This is a genomic window from Maridesulfovibrio frigidus DSM 17176 (assembly GCF_000711735.1).
GTDB lineage: Bacteria > Desulfobacterota > Desulfovibrionia > Desulfovibrionales > Desulfovibrionaceae > Maridesulfovibrio > Maridesulfovibrio frigidus.
The window spans coordinates 100,065-116,475 of record NZ_JONL01000003.1; the positions used below are offsets into that span (position 1 = coordinate 100,065).

The window sequence follows — 16,411 nt, forward strand, 5'->3', positions numbered from 1 at the left end:
AAGAGAGGTAAGAGTCATGGGATATGTAGGTTACAGTAATATACTAGGCAGAGCGGAAGCCGATTTGGCAGCCAGCAATATGCCGGACCACCAAACGCAGCTGGGAAGCGATGACTTCTTAAAACTACTTTTGACCCAGATGCAGAATCAGGATCCTGCAAACCCCATGGAAGATAAAGAGTACATGGCGCAAATGGCGCAGTTCTCGAGTCTTGAACAGCTTACCAAACTTAATACTACTATGGAAGGCGTGGCCGACAATGGAGAGCAGGAACAGATGGTTTCCGCAGTAAGCTTTATCGGCAAAGAAGTGAAGGCAGAAGGTTACACCGTAAGTCGCTCAGACGGAGAGATCAGTAAAGTCTATTATGGACTAGGTGAAACGGTAGCAAATGCATTTATCAATATTTATGATCAGAATCAGAACCTTGTAAGAACAACCCAGCTCGGTACTAAGGCCGAAGGTACCCACGAATTTGAGTGGGACGGAAAGGACTGGGCAGGGAATGATGTGCCGGATGGTGTCTATACTATTGCAATGGCAGCAGAAGATGTTGATGGCGCACCAGTTATGGTTAAGACGGAAGTCAGTGGTGAAGTTTCAGGAGTCGTTTCTGAGGGCGGACAACAGTTTCTGCATCTCAAAGACGGTCGTTACATCAACTTTCTCAATATTAGAGAAGTTGTCAGTCCCACGGTTGTTGCAGATAGTTCTGACGAAACTACAAGCTAAATACAACCACGAGTCAACGGGACTTAAAGGAGGTTTCTCATGGGTTTATCAGCATCATTATTTTCAGGAATCACAGGACTACAGGCACATGGCGATAAGATGTCTGTTCTCGGTAATAACATTGCTAACGTTAACACTGTCGGTTTTAAAAGTGCAAAGATGCATTTTGAAGATGCGATCAGTCAGGATGTTACAACTGCGACAGGCACAGCGCAGGTTGGTCGAGGTGTTCAGGTCGGGGCAATTTATGCCGACTTTGCACAGGGATCATTTGAGACAACATCAGAAGCAACAGACCTCGCGATTGGTGGGTCAGGCTTCTTCATAGTAAAGCCAAAGGAAGATGAGACCGTTTATTACAGTAGAGCCGGTAATTTCCGTTTCGATAAAGATGGCTATCTAACAGATCCGCACGGTTATGTGTTGCAGGGCTGGGAAGTTCAAACTTCCTCCACTACAGTTGCTACAGGCGACTCAACAACTGCATCAGAGGCTGTGCGAACTGTAGGGGTGCCGACAGATATTAGGCTAGAAAATTTCCAGTCTGCTCCGCAGGCTACATCGCGTATTAATATGATTACCAACCTTGATTCCGGGGAGGAAAGTCATGCTTCCAGTGCGAACAATCCATTTTTCTCTCTCTTTGAAGCGTGGGATGGAACCGCAGACACGCCAGTAGGTGATTCTCTGTACGGATACCAGTCTACCATGAAAGTTTATGATGAAAATGGTTCTTCCCACAATGTGACCACTTATTATGATCAGGTTACACTCAGTAATGCGGGTGGTAAGAAGGTCTGGGAATACATTGTTACAAGTACGCCTGCTGAAGATGGACGTCTTATAAGTGGCACAACTGCTTTCGCAACATCTTCCGCTGCAGGGTTGCTTATGACCGGGACTTTGACCTTTAACGCTGCGGGAGATCTGACAGGAACATCTGCCTTTACTCTTAAGAGCGGCGTAGCGGCGGACGGCATTAAGAACCTTTCTAACTGGACACTTGCGAACTTCTCGCAGAATGGCATGCCACTATTGACTGCCAACTTCTTGTCCACTTCAAATGCCAGTTTTACTGACTCTGTGGGTGTTGCAACTATTGAAATGAACTTCGGACTCAGCAATTCGGATCTCTCAGGAAGTGGTGTAACTAAAGGCTGGAGCACCGGGACAAGTGCTATTTCGAATGCTTCACAGATCGGAACAAATATTACTGATATCTCCAGAATACCAAATTACGGTAGTGTTGAAACCAGTGCGCTGGCCTCGACCAGTTATAGTACGGGATCAACTACATTATTCCAGTCGCAGGACGGTTACACCGCAGGTTTCTTACAGAGTGTATCAGTCGATAGAGATGGGGTTTTGACCGGACGATACTCAAATGGACAGATCCTTGAATTATACGCCTTGACCATTGCCGACTTTAATAATCGGTGGGGACTCCGGCGGGAAGGGGGTAACCTCTTCTCTGAAACCAGAGACTCAGGGGATGCGCTTACAGGTAGGCCGAATAGCGGAGGAAAGGGCTCAATAGCCTCAAACTCTCTAGAAGCCTCAAACGTTGACCTTGCGGTGGAATTTGTAAACATGATTACCACCCAGCGCGGTTTCCAGGCGAACTCGAAGGTTATCACAACAACTGACTCAATGATGGGTGAACTCATCCAGCTCAAGCGCTAATAGTCTCTAATGTATCCTGATAAGATGCTGAAAATATAAGAAAGCTCCTTTCTTACAACCTCCGTAACCGGGATTGACTCCCTCGGTTACACGGTTACCAGAACCCCTGTTCCCGAAACGTGCCGTTTCGAGAACAGGGGTTTCTTTTTGCCAGAAAGCTGACTCTGCTTAATGCCAAATATACGGAATAAATTTCCTGCTTTGGAAAGTGTGTATGGTTCTTTTTTGGGGAAATAGTTATTTAAATAAGTGTGTTGTGTGCTTGAGTGTCGTAGCTATTTCCGTCTTTGCGAGAGGGGTTTGTATAATTTAGTTAGGAGGGAAAAAATTGACTAGGTCAGTCCATTTTAGAGAGTCTAGACTTTGTCTATCTATATAAATCTTTATATTAGTTGATAAAAATGTTTTTGGCATTAGCATTGCTTTAAGTTGTTTAAGAAAACGGATTTTTTGTGAACAACAAGGAGGTTCAGATATGTCCTTAGTCATTAACCACAACCTTATGGCGATGACCGCTACGCGAAATCTTGATCAAGCGTACGGCAACCTCGGCGTCTCCACCCGACGCCTCTCGTCCGGACTAAGAGTTGGAACAGCAGCAGATGATGCTGCCGGACTGGCGATTCGCGAACTTATGCGAGCAGACGTTAAGTCTTTGAATCAGGGAATGAGAAACGCAAATGATGCGATTTCCATGATTCAGACTGCTGATGGAGCTTTGCAGGTTATCGATGAAAAACTCATCCGCATGAAAGAACTTGCAACCCAGGCATCGACCGGTACTTACAACTCCGATCAGCGCCTGATTATCGATTCAGAATTTCAGGCAATGGCATCGGAAATTACCCGTATTGCCAACGCAACAGATTTTAATGGAATTCACTTGCTGAATGGTAATCTTTCAGGGGCGACCAGCGCGCACAACGGAAACGGCGTGCATTCTACAGGTCCTATGAAGGTTCACTTTGGAGCAGGAAACGATTCTGCTGAAGATTACTACTACATTTCAGTAGCGACTTCTACAGCTTCTGCTCTCGGTGTTAACACCGCTATTTCTACTCAGGCCCTTGCTCAGCAGGCACTTGAGAAGATTCAGAACGCTATTATTTCAAAAGATAAGATTCGTGCGAATCTCGGTGCTATGCAGAATAGGTTGGAGAATACTATCACCAACCTATCAATTCAGGCTGAAAATGTTCAGGCTTCAGAGTCTCGTATCTCTGATGTGGACGTTGCAACTGAAATGACCGAATTTGTAAGGAATCAGATTCTCACTCAGGCCGCAGTAGCAATGCTGTCCCAGGCCAACTCACTGCCTAAGATGGCAATGCAGCTTATAGGCGGATAAGTCCGCTTAACATATTGGGTGACGATTAAGGACTGTGGAGGCTGGCTGATCACCGCCTCCCGGTCCTTAGCCTTTTGGGTCAGATTTTTCTGGATATTTGGAATTCAAATAAACAATTGCAGTCGCAGCCGCAGTTTGTTCCGCTTTTTTTAGACTTGTTCCTTCTGCTTCAAAAGTTTTTCCCGTCGGCAAATTTAAAATTACCTGAAATACTTTTTCATGCTCAGGGCCTGCAGTTCCGCTCAGCACATATGTTGGTCGTTCTTTAAATATTTCCTGAGTGACTTCTTGTAATTGACTTTTAAAATCTTTCGATGTTTCGATTTTAAATGTTTCAGGCCATTTATCTTCAAATAAATTTAGTATTAATTTGCACGCTTCAGGGTAACCCCCATCAAGAAAAACTGCTCCGATTACCGCTTCCATTGTATCTGCCAGTAAGGATGAGCGCATTCTGCCGCCCTGTGATTCTTCGCCCCTTCCTAGCTTCAGAAAGTCGTTAAGCCCCAGTTCGAGGGCAACGTTTGAAAGGCTTTTTTCTTTTACTAACTTAGACCTGATTTTAGTCAGTTGGCCTTCGTGAGCCTCTGGAAATCGTTTGAAAAGCTCTTCGGTTACGCTCAATTCGAGGACTGCGTCTCCAAGAAATTCAAGTCTTTCGTTGTCATCGCAAGGCTCAGCCTGCTCATTTGCCCATGAACTATGAGTTAAAGCTGTAGCTAAATGCTTGACTTGCGAAAATCGATAGTGGATACCTTGCTGTAGGCGTAAAAACTCTTCTTCCATAAAACCCTGCTTAAATTTATATATATTAATAATGCAATCTTATTCATCATTAGCGGCTCTTTTTGAGCCCGCATCTATCGCCATTATCGGGGCTACTTCAGATCCGGCTAATCCCGGAAATATTGCAGTGTCCAATCTTCTTGCCTCAGGATATAAGGGCAAAATCTTCCCAGTCAATGGTGAAGGTGAAGAAGTTCTTGGATTTAAGTCCTTTTCTTCTGTTTCGGACATCCCTCGCTTTACCGATTTAGCCATTATATGTCTATCTCCTGCTGAGGTTGTCAGGACAGTGGAAATGCTAGCTGAGCTTCCTGTTCACGCGGTGATTGTTCCCACTGAAGGTTTCGGTGAGACTGGCCGCGAAGGGTATATGCTCGAGCAGCGCCTTGCTAAGATCTCAAAAAATAGTGGGATGGCCATATTAGGCCCGAATTGTCTTGGATTAATGAATTCTTCAATTTTCATGAATGCAAGTCTTGCTACTGACTACATCACGCATGGTAATATTGCATTCTTTTCTCAGTCCGGTGCTCTGTGCAATACTGCACTCGATTGGGCAAATAGTGAAGGAGTCGGTTTTTCAAAATTTATTAGTCTTGGAAATAAGGCAGTTCTCAGCGAAGCGACAATGCTGCGCTATCTTGCCAATGATCCAGATACTAAAGTTATCGTTGGTTATTGCGAAACTTTGAAAGACGGACAGGATTTTTTAAGGGTTGCCTACGACACCACCAGCAAGAAGCCTTTAATTTTGCTTAGGGCTGGCGGAACGGCTGCCGGTGCGCGTGCTGCATCAGCTCATTCCGGTGCTTTGACCGGATCAACCGATGCATACAACGCAGCGTTCAATCAGGCTGGAGTTTTGCAAGCCACTGATATCGAGGATATGTTCAACTTGGCTCACGCTTTTTCATGTCAGCCACTGCCGGAAGGGCCAAATGTTGCTATTGTCACAAATTCCGGTGGTCCCGGAATTCTTGCAGCTGATATGTGCGAGAAGGGTACTCTTAATATTTCGCGTCCGTCTTCAGCTACTCTTGAAAAGATGAAAGACTTCCTCGGGCCGCATGCTGCATTGTACAACCCTATTGATATGATCGGTGATGCAAACGCGGAAACTTATGCAAAGACAATTAGAGCGGTAATTGAGGACGACGTTTTCGATTCAGTTCTGGTTATTCTTACCCCTGCCGCAAATATTTTGGGTGAAGTAGAAAAAGTTGCTGCGGACCTGCTTGTGGCGGCTGAGACCTCTACAAAACCAATTGTAGCGTGTTTTATGGGAGATCCTTCTGTGGAGAAGGCTAGAAAATTGCTCCGCGATGGTGGAATTCCATGTTACGATTTTCCAGAGTCAGCAGTGAGAAGTCTTGATGCGATGGCTCGTTGCCACAGATGGCAGAACAAAGATTGGCCCATCGAAGTTTGTTTTAGGCGTGATATTGCTAAAGCTAAAAGTATTGTAGCAAATTCCAGAAGAGTCGGCATGATGGAACTTGTCGAGCTGGATGCACAGCACTTAGCATCTGCTTATGAACTTCCTGTGCCGGAAACTGTGCTTGCGCGTACTTCAAATCAGGCGGCAAAAGCGGCTAAAAGAATCGGGTATCCCGTAGTTCTTAAAGTTGCTTCTCCTCAGATATCGAGGAAAGACGATCTTGGACTGGTTGTAACCGATCTTCATACTCCTCAAGATCTTAGGCGGGCATTTCAGCAAATAACAGCCCGTGCAGCGCGTAGGCGTAAAGATGCGTATATTACCGGCTGTCTTGTTCAGGCTATGGGGCCTAAGGATTCGCACGAAGTCGAAATTTCTTTCCGCCGTGACGCTCAATTCGGAGCTCTTATACGGTTTTCTCTTGGTGGCATTCACGCAGATATGTTGGGAGATGTGTCATCAAGACTTGCTCCACTTGCGTTAAATGATGCACAGGAAATGATTCGCGAAGTTACGGCTTATCCTGTTCTACGGGGAGCAAGAGCCGGGGCTGCGGTCAATCTAGGTGCCTTAGAAGATATATTGCTTATGGTTTCTCAGATGGCTTCAGATATACCTGAGATTCAAGAAGCAGAGTTTAGTCCCATTATTGCGGGACCTGATGGGGCGGTTGTCGCCAATATGCGTATGACAATCGGTTAAAAATTTCAAATTTAAGGAGTAACCTCCATGCCCGGTTTATATATAGGCTCTACTAGCGGCTATTCCGGTAAGAATATGATCGTTATGGGTCTTGGCTTACATTTTCAAAAACAAGGTGTCAGTCTTGGTTATATGAAGCCTGTTGGAGCTATCCCTGTTGAGGTGGATGGCAGACTAGGTGACGAGGATGCATTCTTTCTTCAAGAGGTCCTAGGAGTCTCCAACCCCGCGAAAGTAGTTACGCCCGTAGTCGTTACTCACGATTTCAAGGTGTCTGCCTTTAACGGAAAAGTTGAAGATCACGTTACGCCTATCGTTGAGTCTTATGCAAAAATAAGTGCTGGTAAAGATCTGACTCTCGTCGCTGGGTCTGGTTCCATGTATTCTGGAAAATATTGCGGAGTGGACGGGGTTCACCTTGTTAAAACTCTTGATGTTAAGTGTATCGTTATTGATAGATTTCAAAAAGAGTTGAATTACGATTATCTGGTAGTGCTTAAAGAAACTCTCGGCGACAATATGGTCGGGGTTATTCTGAACGATATTCCACCTACCTTTATGGATGAGATTACGTCCTTGATTAAGCCTTTTCTCGAAAGAAAAGGGGTTAAGGTTCTGGGAGTCATTCCTAAAGATCCTCTCATGGGGACTATTAAAGTCGGAGATCTCGCGGATCATCTCGGCGGTAAAATAATTTCTGCTCACAGCAAAAGTGATCAGCCTGTGGAAAGCTTCTTGATAGGCACCATGCAGGTTGAAAATTTCATGACGCATTTCAGAAAACATCGTAATTCAGCCGTTATTGTTGGCGGAGACAGATCTGATGTTCAGCTTGTTGCCCTTGAGGGAGAATGTCCTTGTCTGGTGCTAACAGGAAACCTTTACCCTAACGATATCATTTTGACTCGCTCCGAAGTTCTGGGTACGCCCATTATTGTCGTCAGGGATGATACTTTTTCCGTTGCTAAAAAAATGGAAGATGTTCTTTCACGGCATAAATTGCGCGAGCCTGCTAAAATTAAGCATGGCGTTGAGCTTGTTGAGTCTCATATTGATTTCGCGCACCTTAAAAAGGAACTCGGCTTGAAGTATTAGATTTTATTCAGTTGATGTGAACGAACAGCCCCGCAGGATTTACCCGTGGGGCTGTTTTTTTGTGTATTGTATGTGATGGTTGAAAGACAGAAAGATAGAATGCAGAATTACAGACTGACTTATGGCGGTGGCTCTTTACGAGAAAAAAGGACTGTTCTCTTTTTCGTGCACTACGGTGGTCATGGGGCCGTGTCCTGAATAAATTTGCGTATTATCTGGTAGTATAAATATTCTGTTTTTTACAGAACTTAGCAGTGTTTCGCTGTCTCCGCCAGGGAAGTCCGTTCTTCCTACCGATATCATAAATATCACGTCCCCCACGAAAACTGCTCCGATGGTGGGAAAAAAGAATGAAAGCCCTCCCGGAGTATGTCCAGGAGTATCGAGCACCATCATGGGCTGTTCAAAGACCATCTGTCTGCCTGCTTTCAGATCAGTAATATCAAGATCGAAAACGTGTTCGAATTCTTTAGATCCGCCATATGCGTAGGATACATCTTCTAAATATTTGTCAGCAATATTTCCAAATACAGGTGCGCCGGTCATTTTTTGCAATTCGGCCGCTCCGCCGATATGATCCAGATGCATATGAGTCAGGTAGATTGCCGTAATTTTTAAACCGCGTGTTTGTATAGCTTCTAAAAGCGGTAAAGGTTCGGGAGCACAGTCAATGACTACAGCTTCCCGTCCGCAAGTGAGTAGGTAGCAGTTCGTCTCAAGGGGGCCTAGGACAAATGTTTCAACGATAATATCGGACATGTTTACAAAGCCTTGACTACGGGTCGGCAATAGAGTGGAATCGGGCAAATTAATTTTCGAAATTATTTCAACAACTAGCTAGGAATTACGATGCTTTACTTTTTAGGAAACTGTCAAATGGATTTCCTCAGCCGCGCTGTTCGCGAGGCGGGGCATGAATGTACTTATAGAGTGCTGGCTTCCTCGTTTACGTATAACAGTTCGCCCGGTACGATTCCTCCAGAGTTGCTTGAAAAGGATACGCAGCTTGGGCTTGGCGACTTCTACCACGACCGTTCTTTGTTCAATCAGTTTGAAATGATTTCGCAAGATGAAGCTGGAAACGGGGCTGAGCCGGAAGCTATCGTTATTAATCTGTTCCATGAGAGTAGCCCTCTTTTTATTCATAAAGAACAGAAATATGTATTTTTCATTGATCCTAAAGTGTGGCAACATCATCCTGATTTTGAAAAATGGATGTTAGCAGGATTTGGAATGATTCAGGCTAATCCTGCTTCGTATATGAAACGTTTCGAGAAAATGCTGAATAATTTACGCGATAAATTTCCGTCCACGCCTATCCTCGTTGTGTCAAGACTTTCTCATCATCCTGCTTTCGGCCCTGATCCATATTCCTATCTCGAAGGGTGGAATGATTCGTGGAAATATAGTGGCACAACCTTTAATCGCTGGCAAAATAATGTTTCCAACTTAACTGTCCTTGATATGGATAGAGTTTTTGGCGGCATTTGGGCTTCTTCCGAAAAAATAATTGAGCAGCACTGTCCCTTTATGAAATTTAAATTAACCGAAGAAGGCGAGGTCATTAAAGAGATTCATGCGAGCAGAGATGTTGAGCATGTTGGTTCCATGTGGCCTGTACTTGCCCAAAAGATAATCGAGTTTAAAGAGACTGGAAAAATCAGCTACTCTGAAAGCGAAGTAGTGCCGGATGAATGGTCACTTCCGTGGCAGGCTGAGAAGTTTGAAGATGATGAACTGCTGAATATGCTGTCATCCGGCGCGAATTATTCGTGTGCGCGCGCAGTGGGATCATTTTTCGGTAATCTTGAAAAGGATTACACCGCATTATTGGTTCAGTCCGCGGAGTTGACTCCTGTCTGTCATAATACTTTGCATATGATTAAAACATATGGACGGATTTGGAGAAATCCTACTCTTGCCGTGTGGTGTCTGGCACATCGTATAAACGTGACAGCATTTACTGCAAATGGCCCGCTTTACACTGAGGAATATTTGTTGAAGCTGGACGAAATTGAACGATATGCTCTGGGATAAAAAATTGGTCTAATAATTAATTAGCTACGGTCATTCCGTATTCTTGCAGTATTTTTTTAAGCTCGCCTGATTTTTTCATTTCACGCAGCGCCTTATTGAATTCCTTCACGAACGCAGTCGGAGTGTGCTTTTTAGAAAAGGCAATGTAGTATTTCAAAGTTTTGTCTGTGCCTGCATATTGGATATTGTCCAGAGCTAGTTTATGGATCATGGCGGAGCCAACATCTTTGTTGGAATAAACAGCATCAACCTTGCTCTTGGAAAGTTTTTTAAATAGGGCGCTGTCATCTGGCATAATGCTAACATCTATTCTTGATTCAAGTTTCTGTGCAATTTTTTTAAGCTCGATAGATGTGTTTGATGGACCATATGCTCCAACTGTCAGGTCTTGCAGGCTGTGTATATTTTCATAGTTTATTGGCGAATATGTACATTCAAAAAAACCATATTCTACTTGAATAATCGGCGGTGAGAAATCGAGCCATGTTTCTCTTTGCTTATTTTTGCCAACAAAGAATAGAGCTTGAACCTCACCTTTCTCAGCCATATCCTGTGCTTGCTGCCACGCAAACAATTGCAGTTCTATTTTTTTACTCATTTTGTTGCAAACACTGTTTATGATATCTGCCCCCGGGCCTTTCACTTCTCCATTCACTAAATATGAAAAGGGAGGGAAATCCTGAGTTGCAAAAACTAAATAATCTTCAGCATATGCAGGCTTGCAAAGAGTTAGTAGTATTGCGAACAATGCACTTAAAAATATATTTTTTTTCAAGTAATAATCCTTTTCTCTGAAAGCTTGTAGGCCCTAATCGTTTTAGCAAAGGGTCTTCTGTTCTTATGGGATATTGGATTTAGAAAAAATAAATCCTGCACAACAAAATTGTTATACAGGAACTAAGTTAACATTTGGCGCAGTAACCTGCAATGCTGACGTTGAATTATTTAGGAGATTGCCTCTCCGCTTTTAAAGCGCCAAGCAATGCTTCATCCAGGGAAGGGTGCGGGAAAATGATATTATGCAGGTCGTCCTCTGTCCAAGCTTCCTGCACAATCATTGCCGCAGCGGTGGTGAATCCTGAAACGTGATGCCCAACGGCAGTTATTCCAGCTACCTTATCATCCAGCCAGACAACTTTTACGAAACCCTGTGTTAAGGCGTATGACTGGGCAATAGGATTGGCTACCAATTTGAATGAGGAAACTTTTACGTCCCCCTCACCTTCAAGGTCAGAGACCATTCTTCCCACGCGCATTGTTTCTGGTGATCCATAAAGAATAGAAGGAATTGGCGCGTGGGTGTAAGGAGCGGTATCCTTGCCCGCAATTCTGCGGACGACATAACCAGCCTGATGACTGGCCGCGTGAGCAAGCAGCATTTTCCCGTTTAAGTCGCCGATGGCGTAGACATTCGGGGCTGCTTCGAGATTTTCGTTTATCTCCACAAAACCGGGGTCTACTGTCGTAGCTCCGCAATTCTCCAGACCAAGGTCTTTAGAATTGGGGCGTCTTCCTACGGCTATGAGGGCTTTCTCTGCGATAATTTCTATGCCGTCTTCAGTACGTAAAATTGCTTTGCCGTTTTCAGCTGTGACGGTCTTAACTTTAACGCCGAGTTTAATATCCCATTTGTGACGTTTGAACACTGAGTGCAGTGTTTTGGATACTTCGGGATCTTCATAAACAGCGATGCGGTCGAGAGCATCAACGATGGTGATCTTAGTCCCTGTTCTATGGGCAATCTGCGCCATTTCGAGGCCGATAAATCCTGCGCCGATAACGAGGAGTGATTCCGGCATTTCAGTCAATGCAAGAAATCCTGCGTTATCTAAAACTGTTTCGTTGTCAGGATCTAGTCCCGGAAAAACAGTAGGATGGGAGCCAGTAGCTAGAATAAGATTTTTATATTCTAAAACAGCTTCTTCTTCTGGGTGGGAAACTTCAACTTTTCCCGCTTCAATAATTTTGGCAGTGGCTGGATAAAAATCAATTCCGAGAGCTTTCAGCTTTTGCATCATGGCTTTACGGGTGCCAGCTACAAAGCGGTCTTTCTTGGTGCAAAGGGCTTCGAAATTTATCTGAATATCACCAGTTGCAACTTTAGCCTTAACCTGCGCTGCAAGGTCTTCGACAGGAGAAGTTGCTCCGAGATATAACTTGGTGGGGATACAGCCCACATTCAGGCAGGTTCCACCAAGTAAATCTTTTTCTACCAGAGCTACTTTTATGCCAAGTGCAGCCGCTTCTGTGGCAGCATCAAAGCCGCCGGGGCCTGCACCTACGACAACGAGGTCGTAGGCGCGGTTTCCGGTTGGTAAATTACTAGAGGTCATCTGTGATCACCATGTCACGGGCTGCTTTGGTTTCATCAAGCCTGCTGACAGAAAGTGTTATCGGAGCATTTTTGATGAAGTCAGGATCGGAGTCGGATAGCATTGCTATTTCGATCATATCGTCAATGAATCCGTCCAAGGTTTCTTTGCTTTCAGTTTCTGTTGGCTCAAACATCATACATTCCTTAACAATAAGCGGGAAGTAGATGGTTGGAGCGTGATGACCTTTATCGAGCAGAGCTTTAGCCACATCCAGAGCGCGAATGCCATTCTTAGCCTGCTTTACAGCAGATGCTACGAACTCATGCATACAGATGCGGTTATAAGGAATTTCGTAATCGTTTTCGAGTCTCACACGCATGTAGTTAGCGCTGAGAACTGCGTTTTCGGTAGCTCTGATCAAGCCTTCGCGACCAAGGCGCAGCATGTAAGCATATGCTTTCAGGTATACGCCAAAGTTGCCGTAAAACGGTGCAACGTAACCGATTGATTTCGGTGCATCGTAGTCGAGGTAATACTGTCCGTCTTCCAGCTTTTTAACGCGTGAAATCGGTAGGTAGGGGATAAGTTTTTCGCAAACTCCGACAGGTCCGGAACCGGGACCGCCTCCGCCGTGAGGAGTAGCGAGAGTCTTGTGTAAATTGAGATGCACAACATCAAATCCGGCATCACCGACACGCATTTTACCCATAATAGCGTTCATGTTTGCTCCGTCATAGTAAAGTAGAGCGTCTTTTTCATGAATCATTTTAACTATTTCGGGGAGATGATTTTCGAATAGTCCGAGGGTGTTAGGGCAGGTCATCATGACTGCTGCTACTTCATCATCAAGCACTTCCGCCAGAGCTTCAGGAGTGATGATTCCGTCGTGGGACTCAACCGAAACAACGTCATATCCGGCAATAGCGGCTGATGCGGGGTTTGTTCCATGTGCAGAGTCCGGACATATAATTTTGTTTTTCTTGTTGCCCTTATCTTTATGATAGGCAGCAATGATCATTACACCTGTTAGTTCGCCATGAGCGCCAGCCATAGGGTGCATAGTGAAATCTGCCATTCCGGTCAGTTCACTCAGCATTTTCTCGCTTTCGTGGATAACTTCGAGTGCGCCCTGACAATGGCGTCCAGCGCCTTTAAGCTGAGAAATAACAGGATGCAGTCTTGCAAAACCAGGTAGTGCGGCAACCTGTTCTGTGAACTTTGGGTTGTATTTCATGGTGCAAGAACCAAGAGGATAGAAATTTGAGTCTACCCCGAAGTTCTTCATGGACAACTTCGTAAAGTGGCGAACCACATCAAGCTCAGATAAGGAAGGCATGCCTGAAGTCTCACGTAGCAGATCTGTCGGAATAAAATCTTCGAGTTTTGATTTAGGCTTTTCAGGCCAAACACCTTCGCGACCGGGAACGGATTTCTTAAATACGGTTTTCATTATAATGCCCCCCGCAGGATTTCAGCAAATATGCCTATTTGTTCTTCCGTTGTTTTCTCAGTGCAAGCTATAAGCAGCCCGTTTTCGATACCCTCGTAATAGCGTCCAAGCGGGAACCCCGGGATTATACCGCGTTCAGTCAGCTTATCTATTACTTCAAACGCATTTACGGGAAGGGTAACAGCAAATTCGTTGCCGAATGGTCCCTTAGTAAATAGGTCAACTCCATCGATGGAGGTAAGTCTGTCTGCTGCATAATGAGCGCGCTCTATTGAAAGTCCGGCAGTGCGTCGCATTCCTTCGTCGCCTAGGAGGCAAAGGTGGATCAGCGTGCGCAGTGCACAAAGTGCCTGATTGGAGCAAATGTTTGAGGTAGCTTTCTGTCTTCTGATGTGCTGTTCGCGGGCTTGGAGGGTAAGCACGTAGCCGGTCTTTCCTTCGCCGTCTTCAGTACGTCCTGCCATGCGGCCCGGCATTTGACGAACAAGGGCTTTAGAACAAGCCATAATTCCGAGGTATGGGCCACCGAAAGATAACGGCTGACCAACGCTCTGGCCTTCTGCTACTGCAATGTCCGCTCCCATTTGGCCCGGAGTTTTCAGTACAGACTGAAGGACCGGGTAGGTGGACATGATTGCGACCGCTTTGTGCTCGTGTACTGTTGTGAATAGGTCTGTGAAGTCGTTAACAGAACCGAAAAAGTTGGGGTTCTGAACAATTACAGCGGCGGTATCTTTGTCGATGATAGCTGTAAGTGATTTGATGTTTGTACGCCCGTGATTGTGCGGTACGGTTATCAATTCAAGGTTCAGATTAGTTGTGTAAGAATCGAGCATGACCCTATAGATTGGGTTAAGTGCTTCACTTACGATGATTTTGCGGCGCTTGGTTTTGCGCACTGCCATCAGGGTTGCTTCGTACAGAGCTGTTCCGCCGTCGTAAACGGATGCATTGGCGTATGGAAGGTCCATGAGTCTCGCCATTGCGGTCTGGTATTCGAAGATAGCCTGCAAAGTTCCTTGGGAAGCTTCTGGCTGGTATGGTGTATAGGCTGTGTAAAATTCGCTTCTGGAAATTAGTGCGTCGACTGCGGTGGGAATGAAGTGGTCGTAAAATCCAGCTCCAAGAAAGCTGGTCAGGTTTGTGGTGTTTCTGGACGCTATTTTTTCCATTTTTTCAAGAACGGCCATTTCGCTGTTGCCTTTAGGAAGGTCAAAGCTTTTGGGCCTGAGTTCTGTTGGAATTTCAGCGAACAGATCGTCCACGGAGTTTACGCCGATAACTTCAAGCATTTCCCGAATTTCTTCCGGGGAATGAGGTACGTAAGGCATTTCGTCCTCCTGTGAAAAAATTACTTCCCCGCAATCTGATACGGATTGCGGGGAAGATGGTGAATATTATATTTGCAGATGCACCCAGATTAGTGAGCGTCTTCTTCTGTTACGGCCTGATAAGCGGCTGCGTCCAGAAGATCGTCGGTGGAACCAGTGATTTTAACTTTGATCAGCCAACCTTCCTCGTAAGGATCGTCGTTGACTTTTTCAGGAGCGTCTTCGAGGGATTCATTGATTTCGGTTACTTCACAGGCAACAGGAACGTAAACTTCGCTGGCTGCTTTAACTGATTCAATTGAACCGAATTCGTCGCCGGCTTCTAAAACATCTCCTACGCTAGGAAGTTCGATGAAAGTCAAATCGCCAAGCTGTTCTTGAGCGAAATGGGTGATTCCGATAGTTCCGTTTTCGCCTTCAACTTTTAGCCATTCGTGAGATTTGGCGTAAAGAAGTTCCTGAGGGATCATAAAGCCTCCTCTATTGGGTGCACTTGATTTTAAGTTATTTAAGCGTCCTCTGGTGAAGACGTTTTCCTGATAGCATTCCTGCTTAAGAAATAAAAGCCTTACTTATAGAGTTAAACAAGAAAAATTTACTGTGAAATTGCCAGATAACTAAAAAAGATGATATTTAATAAAAACATAATCTGTGTGATTCGTGTTACTAACTATTGTGTTTTGGCGAAGAAAAGCATACGCAAAAGAAGTTAGCTCGTTCTTTGCTTTGCTAACAATTTGTCAAAACAATTTGAGATGTCCCTTATATATAGGATGTCTAAGAAATAAGTAAGCTATATTTTTCAGGAGTAGTCCTAAATGGATTGGGTTTCAGGCGATAGAGAAATAATTGTAGTCAATACTGCCGGACGCGAGTGGAAAATCGAGCGTAGTGCCGATCTGGAAAGTCTATGGAATTCCATCGGCGAAGATGATTTCGGTGATGACGAGCGTCTGCCATACTGGGCAGAACTTTGGCCTGCGAGTGTATTGCTTGGGGAATGGCTGTACCGTAATCAGAAATTAATCAAGGGTAAAAAGTGCCTTGATCTTGGGTGCGGACTAGGACTAACTGCTGTAATCGGGGCTTCTCTTGGCGCGGATGTTGTCGCTTTTGATTATGAATTTCCCCCGCTATATTTTGCCAGAAACAATGCCGAACTTAATGAGACCACGCAGCCTCTCTGGCTTCAGATGGACTGGAGAGATCATTCACTTTCTGAAGGATCTTTCGATTATATATGGGGCGGCGATGTCCTTTACGAAAAAAGATTTTTTGATCCTCTTGAGAGATTATTCCGGCAGGTATTAAAGCCGGAAGGAACTATTTGGATGGCAGAGCCTGTCCGGGATATTTCTACTCCTGTATGGGAGAAGTTAGATCGTTTAGGGTGGAAAACATCTCTACCGCTTACCGAGAAGGCCGCCTGTTGCAACGCTGAAATGACAGTTAATATTCGCGAAGTTGTTCCGGGCATATTTAAGAATTAATAC

Annotated in this window: 14 protein-coding genes; 7 read left to right on the forward strand and 7 right to left on the reverse strand. The window is 44.8% G+C overall.

The window, feature by feature from the left end:
• Positions 1–16: 16 nt before the first annotated feature.
• The 3 genes from BR06_RS0107750 (at position 17) to BR06_RS0107760 (ending at position 3,764) form a co-directional block, all read left to right on the forward strand.
• On the forward strand, positions 17–733 hold the full coding sequence (locus tag BR06_RS0107750) for a flagellar hook assembly protein FlgD (RefSeq protein ID WP_031481899.1): 717 nt from the start codon (positions 17–19) through the stop codon (positions 731–733).
• A 39-nt stretch (positions 734–772) separates the two neighbouring features.
• On the forward strand, positions 773–2,416 hold the full coding sequence (locus tag BR06_RS0107755) for a flagellar hook protein FlgE (protein WP_031481900.1): 1,644 nt from the start codon (positions 773–775) through the stop codon (positions 2,414–2,416).
• Between the two features lie 475 nt (positions 2,417–2,891).
• Positions 2,892–3,764, forward strand: coding sequence for a flagellin N-terminal helical domain-containing protein (locus tag BR06_RS0107760; RefSeq protein ID WP_031481901.1), 873 nt, complete (start codon positions 2,892–2,894; stop codon positions 3,762–3,764).
• A 66-nt stretch (positions 3,765–3,830) separates the two neighbouring features.
• Here BR06_RS0107760 and rnc read toward each other — a convergent pair whose 3' ends face one another.
• Positions 3,831–4,550 carry a ribonuclease III gene (gene rnc, locus BR06_RS0107765; protein ID WP_031481902.1) on the reverse strand — a complete coding sequence of 240 codons (720 nt, stop codon included), beginning with the start codon at positions 4,548–4,550 and terminating at the stop codon, positions 3,831–3,833.
• 31 nt (positions 4,551–4,581) lie between these two features.
• Between rnc and BR06_RS0107770 the strand changes: the two genes are divergently transcribed.
• Entirely contained in the window at positions 4,582–6,690 is a 2,109-nt protein-coding gene (locus BR06_RS0107770) for an acetate--CoA ligase family protein (protein WP_031481903.1), read from the forward strand.
• A gap of 27 nt (positions 6,691–6,717) precedes the next feature.
• A complete protein-coding gene (locus BR06_RS0107775) occupies positions 6,718–7,785 on the forward strand; it encodes a phosphotransacetylase family protein (protein ID WP_031481904.1) in 1,068 nt (355 codons plus the stop codon).
• Positions 7,786–7,920: 135 nt separating this feature from the next.
• Here the strand turns inward: BR06_RS0107775 and BR06_RS0107780 are convergent, their stop codons facing one another.
• Positions 7,921–8,544 carry an MBL fold metallo-hydrolase gene (locus tag BR06_RS0107780; RefSeq protein WP_031481905.1) on the reverse strand — a complete coding sequence of 208 codons (624 nt, stop codon included), beginning with the start codon at positions 8,542–8,544 and terminating at the stop codon, positions 7,921–7,923.
• Between the two features lie 117 nt (positions 8,545–8,661).
• Here BR06_RS0107780 and BR06_RS0107785 point away from each other — a divergent pair, with 117 nt between their 5' ends.
• Positions 8,662–9,822, forward strand: coding sequence for an SGNH/GDSL hydrolase family protein (locus tag BR06_RS0107785; protein ID WP_235727690.1), 1,161 nt, complete (start codon positions 8,662–8,664; stop codon positions 9,820–9,822).
• 16 nt (positions 9,823–9,838) lie between these two features.
• Here the strand turns inward: BR06_RS0107785 and BR06_RS0107790 are convergent, their stop codons facing one another.
• The 5 genes from BR06_RS0107790 to gcvH form a co-directional block, all read right to left on the reverse strand.
• Complete coding sequence (locus BR06_RS0107790) at positions 9,839–10,597, reverse strand: substrate-binding periplasmic protein (RefSeq protein WP_031481907.1); 759 nt, start codon at positions 10,595–10,597, stop codon at positions 9,839–9,841.
• Between the two features lie 166 nt (positions 10,598–10,763).
• On the reverse strand, positions 10,764–12,155 hold the full coding sequence (locus tag BR06_RS0107795; RefSeq protein WP_031481908.1) for a dihydrolipoyl dehydrogenase family protein: 1,392 nt from the start codon (positions 12,153–12,155) through the stop codon (positions 10,764–10,766).
• Positions 12,145–13,587 carry an aminomethyl-transferring glycine dehydrogenase subunit GcvPB gene (gene gcvPB / locus BR06_RS0107800; protein WP_031481909.1) on the reverse strand — a complete coding sequence of 481 codons (1,443 nt, stop codon included), beginning with the start codon at positions 13,585–13,587 and terminating at the stop codon, positions 12,145–12,147. Before gcvPB ends, BR06_RS0107795 begins: the two co-directional genes overlap by 11 nt.
• Entirely contained in the window at positions 13,587–14,918 is a 1,332-nt protein-coding gene (gcvPA, locus tag BR06_RS0107805) for an aminomethyl-transferring glycine dehydrogenase subunit GcvPA (protein ID WP_031481910.1), read from the reverse strand. The genes gcvPB and gcvPA overlap by 1 nt, the downstream gene beginning before the upstream one ends.
• Before the next feature lie 89 nt (positions 14,919–15,007).
• Entirely contained in the window at positions 15,008–15,388 is a 381-nt protein-coding gene (gene gcvH, locus BR06_RS0107810; RefSeq protein ID WP_031481911.1) for a glycine cleavage system protein GcvH, read from the reverse strand.
• 348 nt (positions 15,389–15,736) lie between these two features.
• Between gcvH and BR06_RS0107815 the strand changes: the two genes are divergently transcribed.
• The gene (locus BR06_RS0107815; protein ID WP_031481912.1) at positions 15,737–16,408 is read left to right on the forward strand and encodes a class I SAM-dependent methyltransferase; all 672 of its coding nucleotides are present in this window, start codon (positions 15,737–15,739) and stop codon (positions 16,406–16,408) included.
• Positions 16,409–16,411: the final 3 nt, after the last annotated feature.

What these genes read in the sequence shown, in the direction of transcription:
- BR06_RS0107775 (WP_031481904.1), top strand. Translation starts at nt 6,718, where the DNA reads ATGCCCGGTTTATATATAGGCTCTACTAGCGGCTATTCCGGTAAGAAT.
- BR06_RS0107750 (WP_031481899.1), top strand. Translation starts at nt 17, where the DNA reads ATGGGATATGTAGGTTACAGTAATATACTAGGCAGAGCGGAAGCCGAT.
- BR06_RS0107785 (WP_235727690.1), top strand. Translation starts at nt 8,662, where the DNA reads ATGGATTTCCTCAGCCGCGCTGTTCGCGAGGCGGGGCATGAATGTACT.
- BR06_RS0107770 (WP_031481903.1), top strand. Translation starts at nt 4,582, where the DNA reads ATGCAATCTTATTCATCATTAGCGGCTCTTTTTGAGCCCGCATCTATC.
- BR06_RS0107780 (WP_031481905.1), bottom strand. Translation starts at nt 8,544, where the DNA reads ATGTCCGATATTATCGTTGAAACATTTGTCCTAGGCCCCCTTGAGACG.
- BR06_RS0107755 (WP_031481900.1), top strand. Translation starts at nt 773, where the DNA reads ATGGGTTTATCAGCATCATTATTTTCAGGAATCACAGGACTACAGGCA.
- BR06_RS0107815 (WP_031481912.1), top strand. Translation starts at nt 15,737, where the DNA reads ATGGATTGGGTTTCAGGCGATAGAGAAATAATTGTAGTCAATACTGCC.
- gcvPB (WP_031481909.1), bottom strand. Translation starts at nt 13,587, where the DNA reads ATGAAAACCGTATTTAAGAAATCCGTTCCCGGTCGCGAAGGTGTTTGG.
- gcvH (WP_031481911.1), bottom strand. Translation starts at nt 15,388, where the DNA reads ATGATCCCTCAGGAACTTCTTTACGCCAAATCTCACGAATGGCTAAAA.
- BR06_RS0107760 (WP_031481901.1), top strand. Translation starts at nt 2,892, where the DNA reads ATGTCCTTAGTCATTAACCACAACCTTATGGCGATGACCGCTACGCGA.
- rnc (WP_031481902.1), bottom strand. Translation starts at nt 4,550, where the DNA reads ATGGAAGAAGAGTTTTTACGCCTACAGCAAGGTATCCACTATCGATTT.
- BR06_RS0107795 (WP_031481908.1), bottom strand. Translation starts at nt 12,155, where the DNA reads ATGACCTCTAGTAATTTACCAACCGGAAACCGCGCCTACGACCTCGTT.
- gcvPA (WP_031481910.1), bottom strand. Translation starts at nt 14,918, where the DNA reads ATGCCTTACGTACCTCATTCCCCGGAAGAAATTCGGGAAATGCTTGAA.